Origin of the sequence: Mucilaginibacter endophyticus (genome assembly GCF_003351025.1) — a bacterium.
GTDB lineage: Bacteria > Bacteroidota > Bacteroidia > Sphingobacteriales > Sphingobacteriaceae > Mucilaginibacter > Mucilaginibacter endophyticus.
The window spans coordinates 54,804-81,296 of the sequence record NZ_QPCG01000008.1; the positions used below are offsets into that span (position 1 = coordinate 54,804).

Sequence of the window (26,493 nt, forward strand, 5' to 3'; positions counted from 1 at the left end):
GAAAAGGCAATCATCACCCAATAGCGCAGGTAATGGTTTCCTGCAAAGTACACCAATTTTAATGAATTACGCTAATACAAATTAGCGTCTGTTTATTTAAAACTACAGGTAGGAATGTGATCATTAACCATACCGGTGGCCTGCATAAAAGCATAACAAATAGTGGTGCCAAAGAACTTAAAACCACGTTTTTTCATGTCTTTAGCTATCGCGTCAGACTCGGGACTGGTTGCCGGTGTTGCGTTAGAGTTGTTCATGATGGCTTTCCCCCCTGGCATAAAACTGTAGAGGTATTTATCAAAAGAGCCAAACTCTTTTTGTATATCGATAAACAGTTTAGCGTTACTGATGGAGGTTTGTATTTTAAGCCGATTACGAATAATGCCTTCATCCTGTAACAGACGTTCAACATCATCGGCAGTGAAGGCTGCTACTTTTTGTACATCAAAATTGGCGAATGCTTTACGGTAAGCTTCCCGGCGGCGCAGGATGGTGATCCAACTCAATCCTGCCTGTGCAGATTCAAGGATCATGAACTCAAAAAAAGTATGGTCGTCATGAACCTCTTTACCCCACTCTTCGTCATGGTATTTGATGTATAGTTCGTCTGTTCCGGCCCAGGAGCAGCGGGTTATGCCTTTTGGATCTGTTTGATCGGTCATGTTTTATAAGGTTTATATTGATTATTAAATCACGTCATTGCGAGGCACGAAGCAATCGCGAACTATACAAGGCGGCTCTGTTAATCTGGGGTTGCTTCGTACCTCGCAATGACGGTGGGATAGACTTATTTCACTTCATTCAACTCGTCCCAGTATTCAACTGCTCTGCGGTAATGCGGAATAACAATCGATCCGCCTACCAGGTTGGCTATCATGAAAATCTCGTTCATTTCATCATGATTAACGCCTGCTTCGTGGCATTTGCCCAAGTGATATTTGATACAATCGTCGCAACGTAAAACCATGCTGGCTACAAGGCCAAGCATCTCTTTGGTTTTAACGTCAAGCGCGCCTTCGGCGTAGCTGGTTGTATCGAGCGCGAAAAAGCGTTTGATGTTGGTATTGGCAGTCTCCATGATCCTTTCGTTCATCTTAGAACGATAGGCGTCAAATTCTTCTACAAGTTTTCCCACGGGATGTTGTGTTTGTTAATAAAAATTTAAGCTAATTAAGCTAAAATATTTAGCATTTAAAAGAATGGATTGTTATTTTTATAGCCACTAATCAAAATTTTTACGCACTAATTATGGAAAGTTTATCGCCCAACATTTTTGTAAATGATATTAACCAAAACATCCGTTTTTATGAACTGTTGGGTTTCAAGGTTACCATGAGTGTCCCCGAAACCGGTACCGATCTGGTTTGGGCCATGATGACCAATGGAAGCGTTACCATGATGTTTCAGACGTATGATAGTTTGGGCGAAGATCTGCCTGAAATACACCGTACCGACGGAGGTTCGTTACTGTTATATATCAACCTTAAAAATATCCGTGCGTTTTTTGAAGAAATAAAGGAAAAGGTAACCGTATTAAAAGGCCTTGAAACTACTTTTTATGGCGCTACCGAGTTTTCGATAAAAGATAATAACGGCTATGTGCTTACTTTTGCCGAGCATGAATAACTAAAGTTATTGTGAAACTTAATAAATAAATGTTATTAAAAGTCTCCCCTTCAGGGGAGATTTAGAGGGGCTTATGATCAACTTTAAACGCGCCGACCATATCCAGGTTTGCGTTCCGCTGGAACGGCTGGAAGAAGCAAGGATTTTTTATACAGATGTTGTGGGTTTGCAACGCTTAGAACGGCCTGCCTTTAAGTCAAAAGGTTACTGGTTTCAGATAGCTGATATTCAACTGCATTTAAGTACCGAAGATGCTTTGCCCCGTACATCGCGCCATACCGCTTTTGAGGTTACCGATATTGCCGAAGCCCGCCGGCATTTGGAAAGTTATGGCGTTGAGTTTTGGGAAGAACCGATTATTCCCGGGCGAACCCGGTTTTCATTTATCGATCCGTTTGGGAACAGGATGGAATTGCTGCAGTTTACGAAGTAAATAACTATGATGTATTCTAAAAAATCTTTGCCAATAATTGTCATAGCAGCTTTTCTATTGGGCTTTTCCTGTACTTTATCCGAAGCTCAACAGGCTATTAAAAATGGTTCGCAAAGCAGGGAAGCAAATCCAAACGACTATAAAAACCTTGATTCTAAAATAGAACAATGGCAGAAGGAGCTCAATATTCCTAATGTTGGGGTTGTTATAATTGATAAAGATAAATTAGTAAAAGCGCGCGTATATGGAAATGCCCGCAATGGACAACCCGCTCCAAAAGAGATGCTATTTGAAGTAGCATCAGTCACTAAAGTAGTATTTACCACTTTGGTGCTTAGGCTGGTGCAGGATGGTAAATGGAATTTAGATGAGCCTATTTGCAATTACTATATCGATCCCGAAGTTGCCTCGAGCACATATTCAAAAAAACTAACAACCCGGCACGTGCTAAGTCAGCAGTCCGGATTTGACAATTGGAGATGGATGAATGCTTCAGGAAAATTAACTTTTAATTTTGAGCCGGGAACTAAATTTAGTTATTCTGGCGAAGGTTTTGAATATCTCAGATTGGCAATCGAGCATAAATTCCATAAATCATTGGCTAAACTCTCCGATTCGTTATTGTTTAAACCATTGCACATGAACAGCACCAGCCATGAATGGGATGGGAAAAAGGACTTTGCCTTGTATAGCGGTATGTACGATGCAGAGGGTAAAGAAATTGTGAAGAATGATTATTCTGTTCAAAGTAGCGCGGCAGCGGGTTTAACGACTACCGTAAATGACATGTCGAAATTTGCCATTGAAGTACTTAACGGCGCGCATCTTTCCGGCAAATTGTATAAAGAAATGGTTAGCAAACAGGCCTATATTAACCCTAATCTTAACCAGGGCTTGGGCTGGCGCATTATTGACGGATTACCCAACAATGAGTATGCATTGCAGCATGCAGGGAATGATCCTGGAGTAGCGTCAATTATTGTATTGCTGCCAAAATCGAAACGGGGAGTGGTGGTAATGACCAACGCAGATAATGGCCTCATTATGTGTAATAATATTGTGAGAGCGGCTTTTCCCGAGGGTTCGCAAATAATCTACAAAGCTTATAAGAGCGCTCCAATCAGTGAAGAACCTAAAAGTGTGAGTTTAACTAACGAAGTATTAACGTCCCGAACAGGGACTTTTAAAAGAGCGGATGGGGCAATGGTAACAGTTACTTTGAATGGCAGTCAATTAGTACTAAGAATGTCAGGAATCCCGGATCTGTATCTCGTTCCTGAATCTGAAGATAAATTTTATCTGTTAGATTTAGACGCAAAAGTGTTTTTTACGAAGGATCAAAATGGGAAAATAACTTCGGTTTCCATTCAAGATGGCGGGAACGTAATTAAGTGCGATAAAGTAGTTAACTGAAAGCGGGTCACATCACAACGCCAGTTCTACCATCGGATCCCAGAAATGCGATTTAAAATCCTGGATCTGATCGTTAATAACTTTTACCCCTTCGCTTTCCAGCATTTTGGCCATCCTGTTACCGCCGAAATGAGCTTTTGCGGTTAGCAACCCCTGGCGGTTCACTACGCGGTGGGCAGGAACGGGAGGTTTTACATTTCCGGCTGCCTGCATGGCCCAGCCTACCATACGCGATGAACCTTTGGTGCCAAGGTAAGCCGCTATAGCGCCATAAGAGGTTACCCGTCCCGGTGGAATGAGGCGGGCTACCTGGTATACTTTTTCAAAAAAATTAATCTCTTCCATTAAGCTTTTACCGGGAATGAAAACTTAAGGTAGTTAATGTTCTTGTTATCCTGTAAATATTTTTTCTCGTAGTAAGTTTTGATAGACAGCACTTCATCGGCATGCTCCGAATGATAAAGATCTTCGGTTTTAACGTGAAGGTTCAATTTTAGCTCATCTATCTTTTCGGCGGTGTAGGCGTGCAAACCATCGTTATCAGTTTTGAGGTTAACAAAGCCACCGGGCTTAAGGATGATCACATATTTATCCAGGAACCGTGGCGAGGTAAGGCGCTTTTTCTCGCGGCTCAATTGCGGTTGTGGATCGGGGAAGGTGATCCAGATTTCATCAACTTCGCCGGGAGCAAAATAATCGAGCAGGTTTTCGATCTGAATACGTAAAAAGGCAACATTGGGTACACCATCTTCAATAGCGGTTTTAGCGCCGCGCCAGATGCGATTACCCTTATAATCGATACCTATAAAATTTTTATCGGGAAACAAGCGGGCAAGGTTCACGGTGTATTCGCCTTTGCCGCAGGCCAGTTCAAGCACTACCGGGTTATCGTTCTTAAAAAACTCGCGGCTCCATTGGCCTTTAAAAGGTTTGCCGGCATCTAATTGCAGTACGTTATTAAAGGTTTCAATCTCGGCAAAACGTCTTATCTTATCTTTTCCCACTTTAATTTTTAAAATAAAGCGCAAAAATATCTAATAAGCACCAATTTTACGAATTTAAACCTAACTGGGGCTCAAGGCGCTTATCAGACCGGGCGAAATAAGGATTTATACCGCAGCCCCACCTACCGGCTTAACATAGGGTGCCGGTTTGTATTCCTTATCCTCTTTCTTTTTGGTGAATTTGCTAAATAATGCTTTCGCTTTGTCCCAAATACCGCTAACAGCATCTTCATTAACATAGTTTGACGCTTTTTGCGAAACAAGGCCAACCAACGTTTTTACCAAAAAATTTGAATGCTTAAATAAAGTTTTGTTTAAGGCAAGCGGGATAATAAACCTGGAAACAAGGTTCAGAATATCCGGATGAAAGAAGCTGGTACCCTTTATCCCATCAGTATCGTTTGAACGCGGGAACAGTGTGAGCGCGGTAGAAAAAATAGCCGATGGACTATTGAAGCGCGCTTTAAGCGCAACGCTTTGCTGTTTTTCGAGTGCTTTAAGCCTGAATATTTCGGCCTGCAGATCGCTTACGTTTGTGATATGAAGATCCATGGTTTATCGTTTAAATATTTTTTGAATAAAGATGTTAATAAGCGGCCTTTCAAGGTGTCGTTTAAATATCTTGATAAACATGGCTATCAAAAAGTAAAGGACGGCTACACATCCAAAACCTTCCCAGTAGGAGTGAAAAACATCGGCCAGAAAAAAGCCTAATGTAACACTGGCAAAAAGAAAGGCCAGCACCATGCTGATCACAACTACCACATCGGCAATTACACTTGCCAGTATGGATGATCCGCCTTCAATTGCTTCATATTTTAAAAGCTTAAACCGTGTTTCGGCGTACTCTTTTAACTGGTCAATAATGGGTGGTAATGGTGGTTGGGTATCTTTTTTCTCTTCCATAGGGTAAGGTATATATCCCGGATATGGTGTTCATCCACATCCGGGATGGTGTTATACATGCTTATGCGTGCTCAAGGTCATCCTGATATTCTTCTTCAGCGCCTTTGATTTTCGACTTAATGTTTTCAACAACTTTGTCTTTTAAACCAACCAGGTTGTCAATTTCAGCAGCTGCAGTATCTTTTATTGACTCGCCAAGGTTTTTTAACGATTCGGTAAGCTTGTCGCGGGTTTCATTTCCTTTATCAGGTGCAAACAAAATGCCTAACGCTGCCCCTGCTGCTAAACCGGCAAGCAATGCAACAACTACTTTTGAGTTATCATTCATTGTAATATAATTTAAAGTTGAACATTTGATTAGTTACTCGTAAATATCCTGCCAAATATGTGTATTTGGCGCATTTATTTTTATTTAAGTATAAATTAACTTTTATCTGATTAATAAATTTTACCCTGTGTTCACAAAACTGTTCAGGGCTGTACGGTATAATTTATACACTGCTGTTTATCCGCTCAAGCCTGTCGGCCGCCATACGGTTTGTTTCATAGATCTCAAGCAACAGCAGGAAATATGATAACAGCACCGGGCCGAACACCAGGCCCAGGATACCAAACAAAGGCAAGCCAATAAATACCCCGATTATTGAAATTATGGGGTGTGTGTTGGCTATGCGCTTGTTAATGATCATCCTTAAAACATTATCAATATTGCCAATAACCAGCAAGCCGTAAACAAGTATTGCCACCCCCTGCCAGTTATGTCCCTGTGCAAATAATATAATACTTGCCGGAATACACAAGGTTGGCGCGCCAACAACAGGTAAAAAAGATATGAATGCTCCTATTACCCCCCAAAATACGGCATCCGGAATACTTAGCGCGTAAAAGCCAAGGGCCAGCAAGAAGCCCTGCGTGGCAGCAATTATACCTTGTCCTAAAACGTTGGAATAGGTAGAATCGCGTAGGGCGGCGGCAAATTTTAATGCATGCTGCTCGCGGAAGGGCGCGTATTTTAATAAGCCGGCCTCAAACTCACGCATTTGGGTAAGCATAAAATACAAAAGAAAATACAATACCAACAGGGTAATAATAATGTTGGCTGCGCTGCTTAATATTGATGGAAATAGGCCTGTGCCAAAAGTCCCGAGCTTTTGAAGGGTATCTTCGGCAAAGTGGGGCTGATTTAAGTTAGATGCCGCAAAAGCGTCAATTTTTGATGTCCATTGGTCAATAGGCAGGTCTTTGATATTGATGCTTGAAATTTTGCCCACTATCATGATGCTCAGCGTTAGGAAAGGGATAACGATAACAATAAGTGAGCTGAAAATAATGAGCAGGGCTACCAGCGTTTTGTTCCAGTTGCGTTTTTCGACCAGGTTTACAAACAGCGGCCTGAAAATGGTAAACAATACTACAGCACCAAGTATCGAACTAAATAAACCGCTAATTGCGTAAAGTAAAAAACAGCCCAGTATAATAATGCTTACCAGGATGATGTTGTTGCGTTGTTTATAGTTGAATACTGACATTTAGGCTGTTGTGTTGATATTTGCTTAAAACAAAAAAACGCCAAAAAGTTTTGGCGTTTCAAGTATTAATTGCAACGCCTTTTAGTTGGTATCGTTAAGCAGGGTATTGATCCGGGTTGAGCTTATCTCTATGGTATCCATGTAAAACAAACAATCCGACGTTGGGTTAGGTATTTCGTACCGCAACTGCTCAAGCGCAAGGTGTATGTTTGATAGTTGATTTTTTATATCATGCCTTAATTTGCGCAAGGCTTCGGCGTCGTTTTTATCTTCATTAGGCCCCATATTACTATTTAAGGTTAATGGCCTTCATTTTGTTATAAAGCGTTTTACGGTCGATGTTCAGGATCTCGGCGGCTTTGGTTTTATTGAAGTTAACCTCCCTTAATACTCGGATGATAGTTTCATATTCGGCTTCAAGCGCGGCGTTTTTCAAATCATGACGGGTTTCCTTAACCTCCGGAGCTTCATACGGTTTGGCAGCCGGTTGCTGTTGAGCGTAATGATTAGGTGCCTCGTATGATAGTTTATAGGTCGACATTTCAAGCGGCAATGCTTTAAGCGTAATCTCGTTACCTTCGGCCAAAAGCGCCGCACGGCGGATCACATTTTTAAGCTCGCGGATATTACCCTGCCAGCGGTAGTTCATAAAGCAATCCACAACTTCCTGCGAAAAGGATTCGACACTGCGGCCAAGTTCCTGGTTGGCTATTTTTAGAAAGTGCTCGGCCAGTAATATGATATCATGTCCACGCTCGCGCAATGGCGGCATGTAAATGCTGAACTCGTTAAAGCGGTGATAAAGATCCTCGCGGAAACGGCCCTTCTGGATACCTTCCTGCAGGTTTTCGTTGGTGGCTATGATAATGCGGACATCAAGATCAATCTCTTTGGTGCTGCCTATCCTTTTAACCTTACGCTCTTGTACGGTGCGAAGCAATGCGGCCTGGATCTCGTATGAAAGGTTGCCCACTTCATCTAAAAACAGCGTACCGCCGTTAGCCATTTCAAAGTGGCCTATTTTGGTATATAAAGCGCCGGTAAATGAGCCTTTTTCGTGACCAAAAAACTCACTTGCCGCAAGCTCTTTGGTTAACGAACCGCAATCCATGGCAATGAACGGCTGGTTATGGCGCGGACTGTTCAGGTGAATACTTTTGGCAACCGATTCCTTACCTGTACCACTTTCGCCTAAAATAATAACGCTGTAATTGGTTGGCGCTACCAGCTCAATCTGCCGGGCAAGCTCTTTTGATGCACGGCTTGTGCCCGTAACAAATTCTGCTGCAAAAACAGTTTTTTTAACAGTATTGGTCTTTGCTTTTTCGGAAACAATGGCGGCTTGTGGTTCTTCATCAACCTCAACCAGCGCGTGGTGAGTTTCAAGAGCCTTATTTATGGTATTTAAGATCTCATCAGGATATAGCGGCTTGGTGATATAATCATAAGCCCCCATTTTGATCAACTCAACAGCCATCTTAATGTCTGAATAGCCGGTGATGATAATAACCCCAGTTTTAGGATACTGAATTTTAATGTTACGGAGCATTTCGCGCCCGTCGGTATCTTCAAGCCTGAAATCGCAAAGTACAAGTTGATATTCACCGTTTTTCAACGCCTCCATACCCCCCGTACCACTTGATGCGGTACTAACGTCAAACCCATTTCGCGTTAAAAACTTCGATAGCAATAACGCAACATTAACTTCATCATCAATGATGAGGATCCTCTTCATATTCAGCAATTATTGTGCGGTAAATGTCTTATTAAGTGTCAAAATACAAACAATGTGCTAATTTATACGATTTATTTAATTATTAAGGTTCATATGAATTAAAAAAACAATAAAAAAGGGGAGCCCGAATGAGCTCCCCTTTTTTATGTCAAGGTATTTGTAGGGCCATATATTAAAAGCCGTACGCTACACGTAAACCTATAAAGTTCACTTTGCTTTGATCAATACCTGTTGCATATTTGGTAGTTGCTTCATAGCGGATACCTGCATCAATAAAGCTGCTTGCGCTTACAGGGAATTGTACACCAATTTGTGGAGCATAAACAAACGCTGTTGATTTGTTGGCATTAACGTCAGATTTGTTTAGCAAAAATGCTGCACCAGCTTCACCTTGTACATAGAAGTTGCTGATTGGGAAGTATTTCAAACCAGCTTTAACCGGGATTAAGTGGAAATCAGTTGCATCAAGACCTTGAACACCACCGATGTTGTTTTTACCAAATACATTGTTATAACCTGCGTTAACAGTAACAAATAATTGGTTTGAAACAACCGGGATATCAGCCTGAACCGAACCGCCTAAGTTCCATTTGTAGTTGTCTTTGAAATTGCCAACAGGTAAACCTGCTTCAACGCCTATGCTATAACGGATGCCACTTTTAGTTGTAGTTGATGTTGTAGATGGGGTAGTAGGTGTAGATGTTTGTGCTTTTGCACCAAAAGCTAAGCCTGCAAATGCAAGGGCTAAAGCTGAAACTTTGAATAAATTTTTCATAACTATTGTTGTGTTTTTGATATATGTTGTTTGAAACACGAAGCAAATTAACTGCATAATCCAGATTCGATTTTTCATCCAAAAGTCATGAGTATTTAATCAATTGATTGATAGTAATTTATTTTTTGACCCTATTGGTATTTTGGTCAGGATATTGTCAAATGGCCCTGTAATTGCTGTTTTTCTGTCAAAATTAACATTGTCTTAACATGGGGTTTTGAGCCTGAAAATGATGAATTCTGCGTGAAATTGGGTAAAACGGCAAAATGTCTTTCAAAAAGTACTTTAAGAATCGGCCGTTTAGGATGTTTTAGTGTTAAGGACAGATCATTATTCGGTTAAATTATTTCCTGTTAACATAGATGGGTTTTGAGCGGGTTATTTTCGTTAAAAAATGATCATGAAAAATATCTGCCGTTATATAATCGCTTTTATCTTATTGTTGACCGGACAAATAAGCCAGGCCCAGCAGAAACAATTTAACCATGGTAAAAGGGTAGTGATCATTATGATGGACGGTTTTGGCATGAGTTATTTTAATAACGCGCCTATGCCGCATTTAAAAGCTATGATTGCCAAAGGCTTTTTTAAAGAGGTTAATGCTTTAATGCCAACAGTTACCAATGCCAACAATACTTCAATTTGTACAGGCACCTTTCCGGAGGTAAACGGCATCAGCGGAAACTTCTTTTTAAATGACCAAGGCGAGGAAGAGTATATGGAAGATAAACACCTGGTGCTTGCCCCTACCATTTTTCAAAAGTTGAAAGCGGATGGGATTAAATCGGCACTGATTTCCAGTAAAAAGAAAAGCACCACGCTGCTGCCTGAAGGTGCCGATATTGTAGTATCACCGGAAACAGCCGATACCTCATGGACAAATAAGATAGGCACGCCTGCAAGTATTTACAGTGCCGAAGTAAACTACTGGACAATGAAGGCCGGCATCTATTTGCTTAAAAACCATAAAGACATCCGTTGTATCTATATCCATACTACAGATTACCCGATGCATACCTGGGCACCTGCGGACAGCAACTCTATCGCACATTTATCTAATATCGATAACCTGATAGCCCAGATCAGCGAAGCTGCTCCAGATGCAACCATACTCATCACTGCCGATCATGATGTGAACCACAAAAGCCGTTGTGTAGATGTGAAGAAAGCGTTGCAGTTGCAGCACGTTGATATTAAACTGGCGCTGAGCCCCGAGAAAGATAAATATGTAAAGCACCACCGTGGTTTTGGCGGCGCGGCTTATGTTTATTTGAATAAAGATGGCGATCTGCCGGAGGTTAAAAAGGCACTATATAAAATTAAAGGTGTTGAAACGGTACTTACTCGTGCCGAGGCAGCTAAAAAATATCACCTCCCGCCGGTGAGGATTGGCGATCTTGTTGTGCTTGGTGATTCGACCACTGTTTTTGGCGACCTGGAAAGCAGCGCGGAAGAGGATCTGCCGGAAACCTACCGAAGCCATGGTTCTGTTTACGAGATAAAAGTGCCGGTAATTATTCTTAACGCTGCTAAAATGCCACCAGCCTCATACTTTAATTATAATAAAGACCTGGCAGCATGGCTTACGGATAAGAAATATTGGTAGGGTTAAAGCTGTAGCGTAGACGATCCTAAAATGTACAGTTAAGGATTAGCTAAAGAATACTTTGAAAAATCCCCTCTTGAGAGTAATAGCCCATCATTAGACAATCAGAAGATTTTAAGAGAGTGGGCTGTGCGATTCCCTCCCCTGGGGAGGGTGTAGGGAGGGGTTTCATCGACAGGTTTATTTACTAAATGACGTACAAACCCCTCCCTGCCAACTCGCGATCCAAACGCACCCCTCCCAGGGGAGGGAATTGTCAACTATTACTCTCGTGAGAGGGGAATCGCGCAATCCCCCCTTTTTGCCTCAAGTTAACGGATATGGCATAGGCACTTGATTGGGCGAGAATAATTTTCTATTCCCCTTTAAACTCTGCTTTTCGTTTTTCCATGAACGCGGCCACGCCTTCTTTAAAATCTTTGGTGCCGAAGCTTTTGCCAAACTCAGCTATTTCGGTTTCATAGCCGTTAACACCATCGGTATAGGCAGCATTGATACAGCGGATGGCTGCTGCAAGGGCTAAGGGTGCGCGTGTTAATATTTTGCTCAGGATTTCTTCGGCTTTAATTAACAGCTCGTCGGGAGTAGTTACATGGGTAACCAGCCCGTATTGCAAGGCATCGGCAGCGGTGATCATATCGGCGGTTAAGATCATTTCCATGGCTTTGCCTTTGCCAACCAGCTGGGTAAGGCGTTGTGTGCCGCCGTAACCGGGCATCAGTCCCAAAGTTACCTCGGGCAGGCCCATTTTAGCGTTATCGGATGCTATGCGGATATGACAGGCCATAGCCAGCTCAAGTCCTCCGCCTAAAGCAAAACCATTCACTGCTGCAATTACAGGTTTATTGCCATTGGCTATCAGGTCAAAAACCTCGGTATGGCCTTTACGCGAAAGCTGCGCCCCTCCTTCAACATCCAGCGCCGCAAACTCACTGATATCTGCACCGGCTACAAACGCTTTTGGTCCGGCTCCGGTGATGATGATACCGCCAACTTCAGGATTTTGAAAAGCCTCTGCGAACGCGGTATGCAGTTCGGCAAGGGTATCTTTATTAAGGGCATTCAGTTTGCTTTCGCGGTTGATGGTGATGTATTGAATACGCTCTTTATTTGCTATCAGTAAGTTTTGAAATTCCATTGGAGATATACTTTATGTATTGCTTGAAATAACCAGATGCTTCATGTAAAAGTAGTAAGAAAATTATTGAAGTTGTTTGACGCTTCCTGTAAACAGATGCGTTGATCTGAAAGAAAAAACCGGCATTCTCGTTATTGAGAATACCGGATGATATAGTGATTGGGTTTAGGTAGAATCGACTGTTTTTAAATTCACTTTGTATTTCAAAGTGAATAAATAAAAAAAATTATAGTTTCTGTTGTTTGATCAAATTTTCGAGGGCAAGCAGGTGCAGCCTGAATGCGGCGCGTCCTTTTTCGGATGCCAGGTAACGGGTATTGGGTTTGCGGCCTATGAAAGATTTCTCCACCTGGATGTATTCTTCTTTCTCCAGGGCTTTCAGGTGCGATGCCAGGTTGCCGTCGGTAAGGTCAAGCAATTCTTTAAGCGAGTTAAAGTCATAGCTTTCGTTGGCAACCAATACGCTCATGATTTGCAGGCGGATGCGGTTTTCAAAGGCTTTATCAAACTGATCTAATGATATCTTCACTTATCGTATCTAAAATGCATTACTGTACCATAAATAATGTGGAGTAGACCGAAACCAACACTCCAGAAAATTAAGCCGTATCCCGGCATCACGGCACAAAGCAAACCTAATAAAATCTCCAATATCCCCAAGCTTCTAATCCCCGAATATGTGTAATGACTTCCCGCGACTAATGACATGCCGTAAAATATCAGTGTGGCTGGTGCTACAATGCCGTAATAACCGCGGTAAACCAATATAATGGTAAACAAACCACCACTTACCAGCGGGATAGCCATATTAATAAGCAGGCGCTTGCTGCCCGCATTCCAAAAAGGTTGCCCGTTTCTTTTGGCTTTACGTATCGATAACCAGATGCCGGTACCAATGGAAAGCACAAGTACAGCTATGGCTACTACAAATAACTTAATGATCAGCAATTCGTCAATGTAAGTATGGCCATCTCTGAGTGCAGCATACTGGCCCTGAAGCAAAGTGTATCCTACTCCTGCGCCAATGAACGCGTAGATGCCGGCCATTACGCCAGAAAGGCCACTAAGCGAAATAAACTTGGCCGACCGCTCCATCAGGTCGCGGATGGAACTTAACTCTGCATGAATATCTTGTTCTTTCATCAAAAGTACTTTGTTGTTCAAAGTTATAGATAAGATCGGATTTTGCAAGAGGGCGAAACACTTTTATTGAAATTTAATTTTCAGTATTTATTGAAAGTTTAAAATATATTGTATATTTGTTTCAGAAAACACTGAAAGTTATGAAAACGCTCAAAAATCATATGATCCTGTTTGATGCCGAGTGCCCTATGTGCCGTGTTTATACCGGGGCGTTTGTAAAAACCGGTATGCTTGACGCAAACGGTCGGTCTGCTTACCAGGAAGCGCATGCGGATACCTGCCCTGTTTATGACAGGCAACGGGCCGTTAATGAAATAGCTTTGATAAACCTGGAAAATGGCGAGGTGAGTTACGGCGTAAAAAGCCTGTTTAAAATAATTGCTAACGCCTGGCCAATATTTGCCCCTTTGTTTGCCTTAAAGCCTTTTGTCTGGCTCATGAGCAAGGCATATGCTTTTATATCATATAACCGCCGGGTAATTATTCCGGCCGCAGAAACCGGGTTTGAGTACCAGCCTACCTTTAAGCTGCATTACCGTTTGCTTTACCTGCTGTTTACCTGGTTTTGTACCGGGTTTATCCTAACAGCCTATGCCCATCTGCTTGTGGGGGTGGTGCCTTTAGGTAACCCCTACCGCGAATACCTGATCTGCGGTGGACAGATCATTTTCCAGGGTGCCGCGATCTGTAGTTTTGACCGCCGAAACCTGTGGACCTATCTCGGTAATATGATGACTATCTCTTTTGCAGGCAGTTTATTATTGCTGATTGGCCTGATAGTAAGTCGCTTTTTTCAATTTGGGCCGCTGGTTTATACCTTGTATTTTATGGCAGTAGCGGGTTTGATGTTGCTGGAACATATGCGCCGTACCAAATTGCTGGGGCTTGGCTGGGTGCTTACCATTACCTGGGTGACCTACCGTATTGTTTTGTTATTGCTCATTTTAAACCTTAACTGATCATGAAACCTTATAAAAAAATTGTACTGGCAGGTGGCAATGGCTACCTCGGTACTGTGCTGGCTAAATATTACCGTGATCTGGCAGATGAAGTGATCATTCTTGCCCGGAAACAAAAACCCGTCGACGGCAATGTGCATACCGCACTTTGGGATGGCGAAACCGAAGCCGGGTGGACAGTACACCTTGCCGGTGCCGATATGCTGATCAACCTGTGCGGCAAAAATGTAAACTGCCGGTATACTGAAAAAAATAAACGGGAGATCATCCGTTCAAGGGTAGTACCAACTGAGCTGTTGGGCCGGGTGATCAATAAAATGACTAACCCGCCAAAAGTTTGGATCAACGTAACCTCTGCCACCATTTATCGCCATGCCGAAGACCATGCGCAGGACGAAGAGACCGGCGAAATAGGTTATGGCTTTTCTATTGATGTTTGCAATATATGGGAAAGCACTTTCTTTAAAACAGATACGCCCCATACCCGCAAAATTGCCCTTCGCATGGGTATCGTATTAGGCCATAGTGACAGTGTTTTTCCACGATTGCTGAACCTGGTGAGGTTTGGACTGGGCGGTAAGCAAGGCGACGGGCAGCAATATATGGCCTGGGTACACGAGCATGATGTGGCCCGCAGCACGCAATGGCTGCTTGATCACCCCGAATTAAACGGTGTATTTAACTGTACCGCTCCCGAAGCTGCAAAGAACACGAACATGATGCAGATCATCCGCGAGGCCTATGGCGCACCTTTCGGTTTACCTGCTCCCCAATGGCTGCTTGAGGCCGGCGCATTGCTTATCGGAACTGAAACTGAACTGATATTAAAAAGCCGGTGGGTGGTGCCCAAGCGATTATTGGATAGCGGGTTTAAATTTCAGTATGAAAAACCGGAACATGCGGTGCATGATATTTTAAGTATAAGGGAATAATGATCCGGGACTCCGGATTCAAGTATTTGTATGGGGATAAGTTTTACAGCCGTACAATCATTTTCCCTTCGTTTTTTCCCTCGAATAACCCGATAAAGGCTTCAGGAAGTTTATCAAAACCATCCATAATTGTTTCGGCGTAATGTAGTCGTCCCGCTGTTAGCCATTGTTGCAGTTGATGAATGCCTTCGTTAAAGCAGGCTTTATAATCTGCAATAAGAAAGCCGCGGATCAATAGTTTTTTGTACACAACAAGTGGCAATAACCGCACACCTGTTTCGGGAGCTGTATCATTATAACTGGCTATTGAACCACATACCACCACCCGTCCATAATCATTCATGGTGCTGATCACTGCATCTGAAATAATACCACCTACGTTATCAAAATAAACATCTGTACCATCCGGACAGAGATTGGCCAGGGCGGTTCCAATATCGGGACTAGTTTTATAATTGATCCCACCGTCAAAACCCAATTTAGATCGCATCCACTCAACCTTCTCATTACTGCCTGCAATGCCAATTACCCGGCAGCCCATCAACTTACCTATTTGTCCGGCGATGCTTCCCACTGCCCCGGCCGCTCCCGAAACTACCAGCGTTTCGCCGGGTTTAGGTTGGCCGATGTCCGTTAGCGCGAAGTATGCCGAAAGCCCCGTTGAGCCCAGGATGCCGAGATAACTACTCAACGGAAGCCTGTTATTGTTTATTAAAGTTAAGCCTTCACCGTCGTAAAGCAGGTAATCGCGCCATTCCAGGAAGCCAAGCACTTTATCACCTGGTTTAAAGTCTGGACGTGCTGAGTCAATTACTTCCGCTACCGCGCGTGAATACATTACATCGCCGGTAATGAGGGGCGGTTTATGCCCTCCTGCCATTTTAGCCCGAAGATAAGGATCAACAGAAATGTATAGGGTTTTGAGCAATACTTCGCCGGTTTTCATGGCGGGCAGTTCTTCAAAATCAATGTTGAAGTTGGCCTCCCTCGGCATTCCTTCCGGCAGGGAGGCCAGCCTGATTAATTTGCTTTTCATCAGATACCATATTTTCCGGTAAGCGCTTTATGTTCGATGCTTTTTGCGAAAAGCGGGGTTTCCTCATGATTGTGCAGATCGGAAGCTGCCTGGCGGGAAGTCGCTGCCTGAGCCAAAGTAACACCGTGTTCTTCAATGAAAGCTAAAAATTCGGGAGTGGCGGTAGCATGGATCTCATTGGTGTATTCGCAAGTATTTGCATCAATTGCCTTGGCTTTAAGTTCCCAGAGTACTTGCACTTTGCTGTGGCCGCTTTTACCAAATACATCAGATACCGACAGCATCCGGCAATAATCAGGTCGGTATTCGGTGGCTACATAATGCTGTATCACCATCGCGTCGCCAATCATTTCCACGTTGATAGACATGGGCTGTCCGTCATAAGTGCGGGTAAAGCCGGCCGCGATATGGTTAACCGAGCATTTTTGATATTCAGCATCGGGCAGGTTAAAGAGCCAGTCGGCAATGTTTACTTTTTCGATTGGAGCGTTAATAGTGGCTTTTACTACAGAGTGAGATAAAGCGTTTGCGGGAGTTTGTTGAATTTCCATGATCTTATTGTTTTGATTTGTTGAACCAAAGGTCAGCGATAAAACTTAATCGTCTAAACTCATTTTTTCTATGTAATTCATTGATAAAACCGATTATGAAAATGAATCACTATCTTTAGAAGCTGTTAAAAGCATATAGAAGCCGTCATTGCGGGTACCCGTCAGGTGCGCCCTTAAAAAAATGGAATGACGTACAAATAAGAATGTATTGTTCTGATTTTGCAGTTATGGTGCGTAGGCCTGCGTTAGGGATTGCAGTGTAAAGCCCACAGCGTGTGTAGGGATGTGGGTTGGAAAAGCGAGGACTTGCAACGGAAAGCCCGGGCCGCAGGTAACGCCCAAATTGACAACAAAATCAAAAAAATACATCTAATAATCAAATTCTTACAATTCGTCGTCATAGGAGACGAAGCAATGACGAGCATGATATAGCAGTTTTATTTAACCGTTTTTAAACAGTTTCTTAGTTTATGGAACTTCGCCAATTGAAATACTTTATTAAAGCTGCCGAACTGCAAAACTTTACCGACGCGGCTGCGGCAGTGTTTATAACTCAAAGCACACTTTCGCAACAGATTAAACAACTGGAAGATGAACTGCAGCTACCATTATTTGACCGTGTAGCCAAGCGGGTGCGCCTTACCGAAGCGGGCAAGTTCTTTTTGCCGTATGCGCAAAAAACGATTAGGGAGGCCGAGGATGGGCGTGATATGCTCAAAGACCTTATGAACCTGCAAAGCGGCACGCTTACTGTTGGCACTACGTACGGGCTCACCAATTTGCTTACCAAAGCTGTGTTGGATTTCAGTGCTAAATATCCCGATATTAAACTACAGATAGGGTTTGGTACCACGCAGGACCTCATCGCGCAGTTAGAACAAGGCAAGCTGGATATGATGCTGTCTTTTATGCCTGAGCAGGAAACGCCTTCCGTTCAATCTGAAAAGATCTTTTCTTCCTGCCTTGCGCTCATTGTTCATTCAGGTCATCCGCTGGCGCAAATGAAGCAGGTAAACCTCCGGCAGCTTAACGAGATTCCGTTGTTATTACCATCCGCTGGTTATAGTATCCGTAATTACCTTGATAGCGTGTTGCAAAAGCATCATGTAATGCCTAACGTAAAAATGGAGGTTAATGACATCCATATGTTGCTGCAATTAGTTGATACGGGTAGGTGGGCAACAGTGCTCATGGGCTCATCGGCTTTCAATCATCCCGGTTTACAAGCCGTCAAGATCACCGGCGCAGGAATGACCCGCGAAGCCACAATTGCCTGGCCCAGGAATGCTTACCGCAAGCGTTCGGCCCTGGCACTTGCAAAAAGCCTTGCGGCCTACGCTACCGACTATCATGTAAATGAAAAGGGTGTTCCGGCGTAAATGCCACGGGGGATCGGTCGATTAGCAAGTATTCAAATCGATATAAATCGTTACATTGGACTTAATGAAGCACTATTTGTCGCGGGTAGCCGTCTTGATATTTTTGTTTGTATTTGCCGGCAATTTAAAGGCGCAGGTAAAACCAAATTACTACACCGATTATCACGTGCACCTGCAGGACTCTGCCACGGTACAATTGGGATTTCGCATGCTAAAGGCTTTTCATCTGAAAGCTACCAGGTCAGATTCGCTTTGCTTTGATGCCGATACTATCATCGGGCGACTTGATAAGGCCAAGTTTCATTCGGCCTGGATCATATCAAATGCATATTGGTTCGGCTCGCCGGCTACGCCTGTGAAAAATGAATACCAGGAAGTAAAAAAGCAGAACGACTGGATAGCCGCGCAAGCCGCACAGTACCCTGACAGGTTGAAAGCTTTTATGAGTGTTAACCCGCTAAAACCCTACGCCATAAAAGAGATTGAACGTTGCGCGGTCACCAAGCGTTTTACCGGTCTCAAGCTTCACTTTGCCAATAGTAAGATTAACCTTTTTGATAAGGCCCAGGTTAAGCGGTTGCAAAAGGTTTTTGCTGTTGCCAATAAATACAAGCTGCTTTTGCTTGTTCATTTCCGTAGCAGTCAAAAGTGGGACGGTGCGGCAAACACTGAAATACTGTTAAAGCAAATACTGCCTTTTGCAACAAATACTAAAGTGGTTATCGCTCACATGGCAGATTGGGGTGGGTATGACAGGCAATCGGATAAATCACTGAGGCTTATAGCTGCCTATTTACATTCAAATAAAGAGCCTGGGCCTAATTTATATCTCGATGTCAGTGCTGTTTTTCCGCTCGATGAAAATAATAACCATACCAAATCCGTCAAAAGGAATACAACCTGGCGCCCGCTCATTGCGCTTAAAAAACAAATCAAAAAAATTGGCACAGATCACATCGTATTCGGAACGGATTGGCCTTTAATAGATATCGGCCCTTATATGGAGATGCTGAACAAAAACTTAGGAGAGCAGAATACTCAGCAGATATTGAATACACGGGTGGTTGCTGACTGAAGATTATTAATAGGCTGTCCAGGTCTACTCGCTGTCCGAAGTCTCTGACTTCGAACAGCAGAGTTCACGTGCACTCAATTATCCCCTTCCTTCTTCTTCACCTCCTTAGTCATCTTCAAAGTCAAAAACAACAGCAACCCTAATGATACTATGATGGCAACCCAGATCAACACCGTGTAATCTTTACCAGCTGGTTTCACCGCCGCCGTGTAGCCGGTGTTTTTAACAGCAGCTTCATGTTTAATAACGGGTGTGTTGCCACGGATGCTATCAGCAAAAAATTTCAGGTCGTATTCGGGTGCTTGTGCCAATGAGTCCCCTACCAGGAACTGGTAGCTTTGTTTGGCTTCCAAATAGCTGATCAGGTATTCGTCGGATTGAAAAGCTTTAATCTCACCAATGCTCAGCGGCTGGTTATCGCCATTGCTGATTTCAATTAGCAGGTGATTTGTTTTCGCGGCGATCAGCAGGTCGGGATCTTTATCTGACGATAATTCTGATTCGCTAATCAATTCTTTGCCATTGTTCACAAACTGGTAAACCGCGACGACGCGTTTATAATACCTCGGCGCGATGATATTGAAATGCAGCTTATTTACCTGGTAGTTATCATTTAGCTTAACATCAATAAATGTAGCTTTATTGCTATCTGCACGGATAACATTTACAGGCGCGATGGGAGTATAACTTTGCGCTGCCGAGGCGTATTCGGTATAAATGCCGGCCTGCAAAAATTTAACAGGGTTCTTATTCTTATCGTTTACCTGGATTTTTAAATAGCGGTAATTACTTGCCGGGAAGGATAGTAATTGTAAGTAGGTGCCTTCGCTGTTTTGTATAGCTTCCTGCAGCGGAATGTCTTCCTGGATAGCAAACCACTGGTTAAGATTATCACTACCCAGCAGGTTCACTTTGCGTTTTACAGCCGTGTTTTGTAACCTGATCCAAAGGCGGTCGAGCACCAGGGCGGTTTTGTTTTCGATGATAAAAACGGTACTGGTATCGGTTTTAGGCGTGTTGCTGATCTCCGGAAAAACAACAAAGCTTTTCTGGCTTTTTTGCGGCAGGCTCCCGGCTTGTATGTAAGGCACAAAATTGCCTTTAGAATCGGCAATGCGAATATCCGAAAGATCGACTTTTGCCTTGGCTACCAGCGCAGGTTGCAGGCCAATACGGTAAAAGCCGGTGCTGTCAATGTTTTGCAGCGCGGCCTTATATTTAAAGTTTTTTTGTGCCGATGCCGGTAATACAATGCCGCAAAGCAGCAGTGTAAAAAGCGTTAGCTTATTCAGGTTTTTTAGCTTCATCTGTAGCTGTGTTTTTTTTATCCTTTTGATAGATGAATGAAACAATAAGCAGCAAAATACCCAGGCAAAAGAAAGCCGCTATCTTGCCCCATATCGGGATGTTCTTGATATCAAACAAAAATAATTTGAGCAATGTAATGGAGAACAACGTTAATGAAGCCACGCGCATAGCCCGCTGTTTATGTTTCATTCCCAGCCACATCAACGCGAAGGAAAGCAGGCCCCAAAGTATAGGTAGACCGGTTTTAATATAAACCGTTTCTATCCTGTCAATAGAATTTACCTTGTTGTAAAATAACAGGTTGCTCATCAGGCTTACTTCAAGGCTTAAAAATACTACAATACCAACACTCAATACCCAGGTGAATATAGTTATGACGCCAGCTTTTTCATTTTTACGGGTTAACGCGATAACGCGGTATAACAGTAACCCGCTAAATATTGCGCCTACCCAGTGTACCATGAAATGGGCAGCCGGTACTTTACCCGTTTCGAGCATAACATGCTGCAGATTAAAAAACAGCGGTGTTAACAACAGGTAAACGGTAATGCAGGCTAACAGCAAACCAAGTTTCAGGTTATCGGTAAAGTTGATAACGGCTATTTTGAATGATACCACGTAGTAAATAAATACAAATACAGGTGTATAAACCATCATGTATAAAATATTCAGATCGGTGTACGGGAACCTGGTTATGAATTGATGGTTGATCTCCAGTAAGCCGCTTAAATATAACAAGACAAGCCCGGTAATACTGAAAACGCGTTTATCTACCTTAAACCTGCCGGTTGCTTCAGTTGTATCTTTAAACATTAATACCGCGATTAGGAATGAGCCGACTGCTGCGCAAAGTGTAGTAATGAAGCCTTTATTGGCAATAACGGTAAGCGTTACATTGGTGTTGCCATAAATTTGCTCCCAATCCATCAATAAGCTTAACAGCATCGCTATCCACAGCAATAATGAAGTGTATCTCATTAAATTGATGTTTGACTTTTGGTAAAGCCAGTATAGCAATACCGCTTCCGACGCCCAGAATATCGTAATGCTATGCCCATGCAGTTGTATCGGGGCTGCCAGCGAAATAAATGTGAGGGTAATACCGATAAGTAAGTAAAGGATATTGGTATCTACCTTACGGTTTCGGAACAAGATGTATGATAACACCAGGTTTACTACAGCCAGGCTTACGCAAAACAAGCCACGATATTGCTCATCATGCATCATGGTTAAGAGGTATAACCCTGTAGCAAAATATAACCCTGTATTGAGCAGCAGGATGCTAAAATCCGACGCGATGAATTTCTTGTTTTCGCGTACGTTGTTGGCCACGTTTACGGCAAAGTACAACGCGTAAAATATACTGGCGAAAACAAAACCCACATGATAAGTAGGTGCGGTAAGGGTATAAAGCACGGTCGAAAAAACAATAACCGTAAACCCGAATGATACAATATTAAGCACCCGCCAAGCTTTGTAATAAGCAATAATGAGCAGCCCCGTATTTAATATGAGCAGGTAAATGAACAATCCATTATAATTGGCGCTGCCATTACTTGCCATAAAAGGACTGGCAAAGCCGCCAACCAGGGCAATCACCGCCAGTTCCTGCTTGTCATATAATAAAGAAAGCACCACCGCGAAAATGGTGATGATAATTAAAATGATGAATGCAGTTGTTTGGCCAAACAAGTGAAACTGCTGAAAGGCCAGCGTTATGGTAAAGTAAAATACAGCCAGGCCGCCGCCTACCAGCACCGAGCTAAAGGCTTTATAGCTGTTGCGGAGCATATGGGCAACGCCTATTAAAATACCGCCGCAAACTATGCCTATGCCTACGCGGCCAACTAAACCTATCCAGTCGTTATCAATAGCGTATTTTACAAAGAAACCTATGGCCAGTACCAGTATGGCTATACCTATTTTATTGACCAGGTTTTCGCCGATGAATTTCTCCAGATCGGGATGGCGCTCGAAGAAGGAAGGTTTTGGCGTTATAGGTTTTATAGGCTCATAATCGCGTGTTTTTACCGGGCGATTGATGATTGAAAAACTATCTTCAATAACCTCAGGCTGCCTTTCAACTTTTGGACTCGTAACAGGTTCTGGTTTTATCTCTGCTTCAACAGGTGGTTGTGGGGTTTCAACAACGGGCTCAGGTATAACCGGAGCAACAGGAGGAGGCGGAGTGATAACAGGTGCCGATGCTTCTGCTTTTTTTACGTCTTCGGTAACCGGAGGCCGGGTTATCTTCAGTTTTTCAATAATCTCCTTTAGTTCGAATATTCTAAATTCAAGTTCCCTGATCTTATTGTTTAAACTGCCCTTGTGATTAAGCATCATGATAATGACAATCACCAGTAAAAAGACGGCTAATACATCCATAGTTTTAGGTTTGTAAAAAATAAAGATAAAGGAATTATGAAATAATCCACTATCTGCGGGGTTAATCAATAAGCAAACTCCATATGAAATAATGCGGCTTTAATTGTAATTTAGCTGTGCAGGCAATTGCCAATCACCTATAAACCACACTATTTCATGAGGAGTTTCTTTAAGCGCAGCTTTTTTGCACTTTTTCTTTTAATTACAGCGTCAACGTATGCACAAACCGTAAATCCGGGTCTGTTGAAATACCAGTGGAAAGCATCGTGGATCACCGTTCCGCAGGAATCTTTAAAGGAATACGGGGTTTATTATTTTAGGAAGGATATTGAGCTTACCGCTAAGCCTGCGTCGTTTGTAGTTCATGTATCTGCCGACAACCGTTATAAGTTATACGTGAACCAAACGCTGGTTTCGTTAGGCCCTGCGCGGGGGGATACCTATTACTGGAACTATGAAACCGTTGATCTGGCCCCATATCTTCAGCCGGGTAAAAACCTCATAGCCGCGGTAGTCTGGAACGATGGCGATTACAGGCCCGAGGCGCAAATCTCCCTGCAAACTGGTCTTATTATGCAGGGCGATACCCCGAATGAAGAGATCATCAACACAAACAAAACCTGGAAATGCATCCGCGATAAATCATTTCAGCCTATTACCGGTATCGGCTGGCATCCTTACTATGTAGCAGGTCCGGGTGAACGGGTGGATCTGAATCAATCTATAAAAGATTGGAATGCCACGACTCTTGACGATAGTAACTGGAAAAACGCCATCCAAATTGATAAAGGAAACCCTAAAGGGGTAACGAATGCTTTTGGCTGGATGCTGGTACCCTCGTCCATACCCGCCATGGAGATGACCCTGCAAAGGATCCCGGTATTAAGAAAGGCGGATAGTGTAAGTGTGCCATCGTCTTTCCCAGCAAGTAAAACGGCGGTCATTATTCCTGCTAACACTTCAGCTACTTTGCTGCTCGATCAAACGTATTTAACCAACGCCTTTTTTACGCTCAATTTCAGTAAGGGTAAAAACGCGGGCATCGGCATCAGCTATACCGAATCATTATTTAAAACGCTGACTGGTCCCGAAGGCACTGTTAAGGGTAACCGGAATGATGTGGACGGAAAGATTTTTGTTGGCCGCAGGGATAGTATTGTTGCCAATGGGGCTACCGGCAATTCATTCACTACGTTAACCTGGCGCACGTTCAGGTATATCGAGGTTAAAATAACTACCAAAGATGAGCCCTTGGTTATTGATGATCTTTACGGCACGTTTACAGGGTATCCGTTTAAAATGAACGCCAAATTGGAAACACCGAACCCCGAAATGCAACAAATGCTGGATATTGGCTGGCGCACCGCCCGCCTTTGCGCCGGCGAAACCTATACAGATTGCCCTTATTACGAACAGTTGCAATATGTTGGTGATACCCGCATCCAGGCACTGGTATCCTTTTATAATAGTGGCGACGACCGCCTGGTACGCAATGCCATCAACCAGATGGATCACTCGCGGCTGGCAGAAGGAATTACCTTAAGTCGTCATCCTTCGTTCTCGCCTCAAATTATTTCCACTTTTTCGTTATGGTATATAGGTATGCTGCATGATTACTGGATGTACCGTCCCGATAGTTTATTTATCAAAGACAAGCTGCCTGGCATGCGCGATGTGCTTAACTTTTTCAGCAAATACCAGCAGGCAGATGGCTCATTGAAAGATACCCCCTACTGGACATTTGTTGACTGGGTGAGCGATAAAGGCTGGGATTTTGGTCAGGCTCCTAAAAGCGCCAAAGGTACATCGGCCATATTAGATCTACAGTTGATGTGGGCTTATCAACAAGCTGGCGAGATGGAAGCAAAAATGGGGATGCCCGCCTTTGCTGCAATGTACAAAACCAAAGCGGCGCAACTGAAAACCGCTATCCAAAACAGATACTGGGATGCCGGCAAAAAGCTTTATGCGGATACCGAGGATGAACAGCTATTCTCTCAGCATACCAATTCAATAGCTGTATTGGCTGGCATGGTAAACAGTGCAAGTGCACATGATATCAGTTTAAAACTATTGAATGATGCCACGCTTACCAAATGCACCATCTATTTTAAATACTACCTGCACCAGGCCATGGTAAAAGGGGGCTTGGGCGATGATTACTTAAACTGGCTCAGCATTTGGCGGGATAATATTAAAATGGGCTTAACCACCTGGGCCGAGATCTCCGACCTTGACCATAATCGTTCTGATTGCCATGCCTGGGGTGCAAGTCCTAACATCGAGTTTTATCGCACCATCTTAGGTGTGGATACCTATGCGCCGGGCTTCAGCAAAATAAAAATTGAGCCACATTTAGGGCAGATTAAAAGCATCAGTGCCGAAGTACCTCATCCAAACGGAAAGGTTTATGCCAAATATTTGTTTAACAATGGAAAATGGAATATAAACGTAACGCTTCCGAAAGGTACATCCGGCATTTTTGTATGGAAAGGGAAAACTTTTACGCTTAAAACAGGTACTAACAATTTAATTATCTGAAAAAATTTACAACGTTATTAACATTTTACGTTAATTACACTGATTTTGCCACGCATAAGTAAAAATGCTTTTAAAAATTGGCTTGTTAAATAAAAGCAGCGCTAACTTTACCGTGTTGCTTAAGGACGATAAATTGATTTTATCAGATTATTTAACAATTTGATATTATTAAAATGTGATATTTATGCGCTGGGAACTAAGGGTTTCACCAAATTGCTAACCAGCTAAATAAATTACGCTAAATGAAAAAAACACCATCCCAGCTAAGGGTTCTCTCAATCGATATCGGTGGTTCACACATTAAAGCCACTATCCTGAATAAAAAAGGGGATTTAAAAATGGAGTACGATAAGATACCTACTCCCGCTCCTGCAAATCCTGATAATGTTATAAAAGCTATCAACACCCTTGTAAAGGATTTTCCTGCATATGATAAAATATCAGTTGGCTTTCCGGGTTATGTAAAAAACGGGGTTGTTAAAACCGCGCCAAACCTGGGTACTGATTATTGGGCCGATGTTGACCTGAGCAAAAAACTGGAAAAAGCATTAGGTAAACCTGCGCAGGTTGTTAACGATGCCGATATGCAGGGTCTTGGCGTAGTTGCCGGTAAGGGACTTGAAATGGTGATAACCCTGGGTACCGGTTTTGGTACCGCTTTGTTAATGGACGGTCATTTATTGCCCCATTTTGAACTTGCCCACCTCCCGATAAAGGAGGGTATTACCTATGATAACTACATAGGCGAGAAGGCTTTGGAAAAAGAAGGCAAAGAAAAATGGAACAAGCGTATGAAGAAGGTTTTCAAAATATTGAAAACCGTATTTAATTACGATACTTTATACATCGGCGGCGGCAATTCAGACGAGCTTACTTTTAAGCTTGATAAAAACATGAAGATAGTTACCAATGCCGATGGTATAAAAGGGGGAGCAAGGCTTTGGCGCGATGAAAGCGAAAGCAAAACCAAGCGTAAAATAGCAACCCCTGCCGAATAATTTAAAAACTAACACTAACTA

The 26,493-nt window shown here is 43.0% G+C and carries 28 protein-coding genes; 10 read left to right on the forward strand and 18 right to left on the reverse strand.

The window, feature by feature from the left end:
- Positions 1–92: 92 nt before the first annotated feature.
- Positions 93–662, reverse strand: a complete 570-nt coding sequence (locus DUL71_RS26460) for a DNA-3-methyladenine glycosylase I (RefSeq protein WP_114940871.1) — start codon at positions 660–662, stop codon at positions 93–95.
- A 125-nt stretch (positions 663–787) separates the two neighbouring features.
- Complete coding sequence (locus tag DUL71_RS26465) at positions 788–1,135, reverse strand: carboxymuconolactone decarboxylase family protein (RefSeq protein ID WP_112571500.1); 348 nt, start codon at positions 1,133–1,135, stop codon at positions 788–790.
- Positions 1,136–1,248: 113 nt separating this feature from the next.
- On the opposite strand from DUL71_RS26465, the gene DUL71_RS26470 reads away from it, so the two are divergent.
- The 3 genes from DUL71_RS26470 to DUL71_RS26480 all read left to right on the forward strand — a co-directional run bounded on the left by DUL71_RS26470 (position 1,249) and on the right by DUL71_RS26480 (position 3,472).
- Positions 1,249–1,626, forward strand: coding sequence for a VOC family protein (locus DUL71_RS26470; RefSeq protein ID WP_114940872.1), 378 nt, complete (start codon positions 1,249–1,251; stop codon positions 1,624–1,626).
- A gap of 73 nt (positions 1,627–1,699) precedes the next feature.
- Complete coding sequence (locus DUL71_RS26475) at positions 1,700–2,059, forward strand: VOC family protein (protein WP_114940873.1); 360 nt, start codon at positions 1,700–1,702, stop codon at positions 2,057–2,059.
- A 6-nt stretch (positions 2,060–2,065) separates the two neighbouring features.
- Positions 2,066–3,472, forward strand: a complete 1,407-nt coding sequence (locus tag DUL71_RS26480; protein ID WP_114940874.1) for a serine hydrolase — start codon at positions 2,066–2,068, stop codon at positions 3,470–3,472.
- A gap of 12 nt (positions 3,473–3,484) precedes the next feature.
- Here the strand turns inward: DUL71_RS26480 and DUL71_RS26485 are convergent, their stop codons facing one another.
- From DUL71_RS26485 to DUL71_RS26525, 9 genes are all read right to left on the reverse strand, one after another.
- Positions 3,485–3,817, reverse strand: a complete 333-nt coding sequence (locus DUL71_RS26485) for an MGMT family protein (protein ID WP_114940875.1) — start codon at positions 3,815–3,817, stop codon at positions 3,485–3,487.
- Positions 3,817–4,476, reverse strand: coding sequence for a tRNA (guanosine(46)-N7)-methyltransferase TrmB (trmB, locus tag DUL71_RS26490; protein WP_114940876.1), 660 nt, complete (start codon positions 4,474–4,476; stop codon positions 3,817–3,819). The genes DUL71_RS26485 and trmB overlap by 1 nt, the downstream gene beginning before the upstream one ends.
- A 105-nt stretch (positions 4,477–4,581) precedes the next feature.
- A complete protein-coding gene (locus DUL71_RS26495; RefSeq protein ID WP_114940877.1) occupies positions 4,582–5,028 on the reverse strand; it encodes a hypothetical protein in 447 nt (148 codons plus the stop codon).
- 3 nt (positions 5,029–5,031) lie between these two features.
- Complete coding sequence (locus tag DUL71_RS26500; RefSeq protein WP_112571488.1) at positions 5,032–5,382, reverse strand: phage holin family protein; 351 nt, start codon at positions 5,380–5,382, stop codon at positions 5,032–5,034.
- A 61-nt stretch (positions 5,383–5,443) separates the two neighbouring features.
- Positions 5,444–5,710 (reverse strand): YtxH domain-containing protein, encoded by a 267-nt coding sequence (locus DUL71_RS26505; protein WP_090532345.1) that lies wholly within the window; start codon positions 5,708–5,710, stop codon positions 5,444–5,446.
- Between the two features lie 163 nt (positions 5,711–5,873).
- Positions 5,874–6,911 (reverse strand): AI-2E family transporter, encoded by a 1,038-nt coding sequence (locus tag DUL71_RS26510; protein WP_112571486.1) that lies wholly within the window; start codon positions 6,909–6,911, stop codon positions 5,874–5,876.
- A gap of 81 nt (positions 6,912–6,992) precedes the next feature.
- Positions 6,993–7,196 carry a hypothetical protein gene (locus tag DUL71_RS26515; protein ID WP_114940878.1) on the reverse strand — a complete coding sequence of 68 codons (204 nt, stop codon included), beginning with the start codon at positions 7,194–7,196 and terminating at the stop codon, positions 6,993–6,995.
- Positions 7,197–7,200: 4 nt separating this feature from the next.
- Positions 7,201–8,646: a sigma-54-dependent transcriptional regulator gene (locus DUL71_RS26520; protein WP_114940879.1), complete on the reverse strand. Its 1,446-nt coding sequence runs from the start codon at positions 8,644–8,646 to the stop codon at positions 7,201–7,203.
- Between the two features lie 172 nt (positions 8,647–8,818).
- Positions 8,819–9,421: a hypothetical protein gene (locus DUL71_RS26525; protein ID WP_223818065.1), complete on the reverse strand. Its 603-nt coding sequence runs from the start codon at positions 9,419–9,421 to the stop codon at positions 8,819–8,821.
- A 400-nt stretch (positions 9,422–9,821) separates the two neighbouring features.
- Between DUL71_RS26525 and DUL71_RS26530 the strand changes: the two genes are divergently transcribed.
- Positions 9,822–11,027 (forward strand): alkaline phosphatase family protein, encoded by a 1,206-nt coding sequence (locus DUL71_RS26530; protein ID WP_161964517.1) that lies wholly within the window; start codon positions 9,822–9,824, stop codon positions 11,025–11,027.
- Positions 11,028–11,382: 355 nt separating this feature from the next.
- Here DUL71_RS26530 and DUL71_RS26535 read toward each other — a convergent pair whose 3' ends face one another.
- The 3 genes from DUL71_RS26535 to DUL71_RS26545 form a co-directional block, all read right to left on the reverse strand.
- Positions 11,383–12,165, reverse strand: a complete 783-nt coding sequence (locus DUL71_RS26535) for an enoyl-CoA hydratase/isomerase family protein (protein ID WP_114940882.1) — start codon at positions 12,163–12,165, stop codon at positions 11,383–11,385.
- A gap of 226 nt (positions 12,166–12,391) precedes the next feature.
- Positions 12,392–12,694 (reverse strand): winged helix-turn-helix domain-containing protein, encoded by a 303-nt coding sequence (locus DUL71_RS26540; RefSeq protein WP_112571474.1) that lies wholly within the window; start codon positions 12,692–12,694, stop codon positions 12,392–12,394.
- Positions 12,691–13,308, reverse strand: a complete 618-nt coding sequence (locus DUL71_RS26545; RefSeq protein ID WP_114940883.1) for a hypothetical protein — start codon at positions 13,306–13,308, stop codon at positions 12,691–12,693. The genes DUL71_RS26540 and DUL71_RS26545 overlap by 4 nt, the downstream gene beginning before the upstream one ends.
- Before the next feature lie 140 nt (positions 13,309–13,448).
- On the opposite strand from DUL71_RS26545, the gene DUL71_RS26550 reads away from it, so the two are divergent.
- Together DUL71_RS26550 and DUL71_RS26555 are read left to right on the forward strand one after the other, a co-directional pair.
- Positions 13,449–14,267 carry a DCC1-like thiol-disulfide oxidoreductase family protein gene (locus tag DUL71_RS26550; RefSeq protein ID WP_114940884.1) on the forward strand — a complete coding sequence of 273 codons (819 nt, stop codon included), beginning with the start codon at positions 13,449–13,451 and terminating at the stop codon, positions 14,265–14,267.
- Positions 14,268–14,269: 2 nt separating this feature from the next.
- Positions 14,270–15,199: a TIGR01777 family oxidoreductase gene (locus DUL71_RS26555; protein ID WP_114940885.1), complete on the forward strand. Its 930-nt coding sequence runs from the start codon at positions 14,270–14,272 to the stop codon at positions 15,197–15,199.
- A 43-nt stretch (positions 15,200–15,242) separates the two neighbouring features.
- On the opposite strand, the gene DUL71_RS26560 is transcribed toward DUL71_RS26555, so the two are convergent.
- Together DUL71_RS26560 and DUL71_RS26565 are read right to left on the reverse strand one after the other, a co-directional pair.
- A complete protein-coding gene (locus tag DUL71_RS26560) occupies positions 15,243–16,235 on the reverse strand; it encodes an NADP-dependent oxidoreductase (protein ID WP_114940886.1) in 993 nt (330 codons plus the stop codon).
- On the reverse strand, positions 16,235–16,786 hold the full coding sequence (locus DUL71_RS26565) for a hypothetical protein (RefSeq protein WP_114940887.1): 552 nt from the start codon (positions 16,784–16,786) through the stop codon (positions 16,235–16,237). Before DUL71_RS26565 ends, DUL71_RS26560 begins: the two co-directional genes overlap by 1 nt.
- 470 nt (positions 16,787–17,256) lie before the next feature.
- Here DUL71_RS26565 and DUL71_RS26575 point away from each other — a divergent pair, with 470 nt between their 5' ends.
- Complete coding sequence (locus DUL71_RS26575; RefSeq protein WP_114940889.1) at positions 17,257–18,165, forward strand: LysR substrate-binding domain-containing protein; 909 nt, start codon at positions 17,257–17,259, stop codon at positions 18,163–18,165.
- A 64-nt stretch (positions 18,166–18,229) separates the two neighbouring features.
- Entirely contained in the window at positions 18,230–19,240 is a 1,011-nt protein-coding gene (locus DUL71_RS26580; RefSeq protein ID WP_114940890.1) for an amidohydrolase family protein, read from the forward strand.
- A 74-nt stretch (positions 19,241–19,314) separates the two neighbouring features.
- Here DUL71_RS26580 and DUL71_RS26585 read toward each other — a convergent pair whose 3' ends face one another.
- Together DUL71_RS26585 and DUL71_RS26590 are read right to left on the reverse strand one after the other, a co-directional pair.
- Complete coding sequence (locus tag DUL71_RS26585; RefSeq protein WP_154402483.1) at positions 19,315–20,547, reverse strand: hypothetical protein; 1,233 nt, start codon at positions 20,545–20,547, stop codon at positions 19,315–19,317.
- On the reverse strand, positions 20,525–22,933 hold the full coding sequence (locus tag DUL71_RS26590; protein ID WP_114940892.1) for a DUF2339 domain-containing protein: 2,409 nt from the start codon (positions 22,931–22,933) through the stop codon (positions 20,525–20,527). The genes DUL71_RS26585 and DUL71_RS26590 overlap by 23 nt, the downstream gene beginning before the upstream one ends.
- A 156-nt stretch (positions 22,934–23,089) precedes the next feature.
- On the opposite strand from DUL71_RS26590, the gene DUL71_RS26595 reads away from it, so the two are divergent.
- Positions 23,090–25,474: an alpha-L-rhamnosidase-related protein gene (locus tag DUL71_RS26595; protein ID WP_114940893.1), complete on the forward strand. Its 2,385-nt coding sequence runs from the start codon at positions 23,090–23,092 to the stop codon at positions 25,472–25,474.
- A gap of 242 nt (positions 25,475–25,716) precedes the next feature.
- On the forward strand, positions 25,717–26,472 hold the full coding sequence (locus tag DUL71_RS26600) for an ROK family protein (protein WP_114940894.1): 756 nt from the start codon (positions 25,717–25,719) through the stop codon (positions 26,470–26,472).
- Positions 26,473–26,493 lie beyond the last annotated feature (21 nt).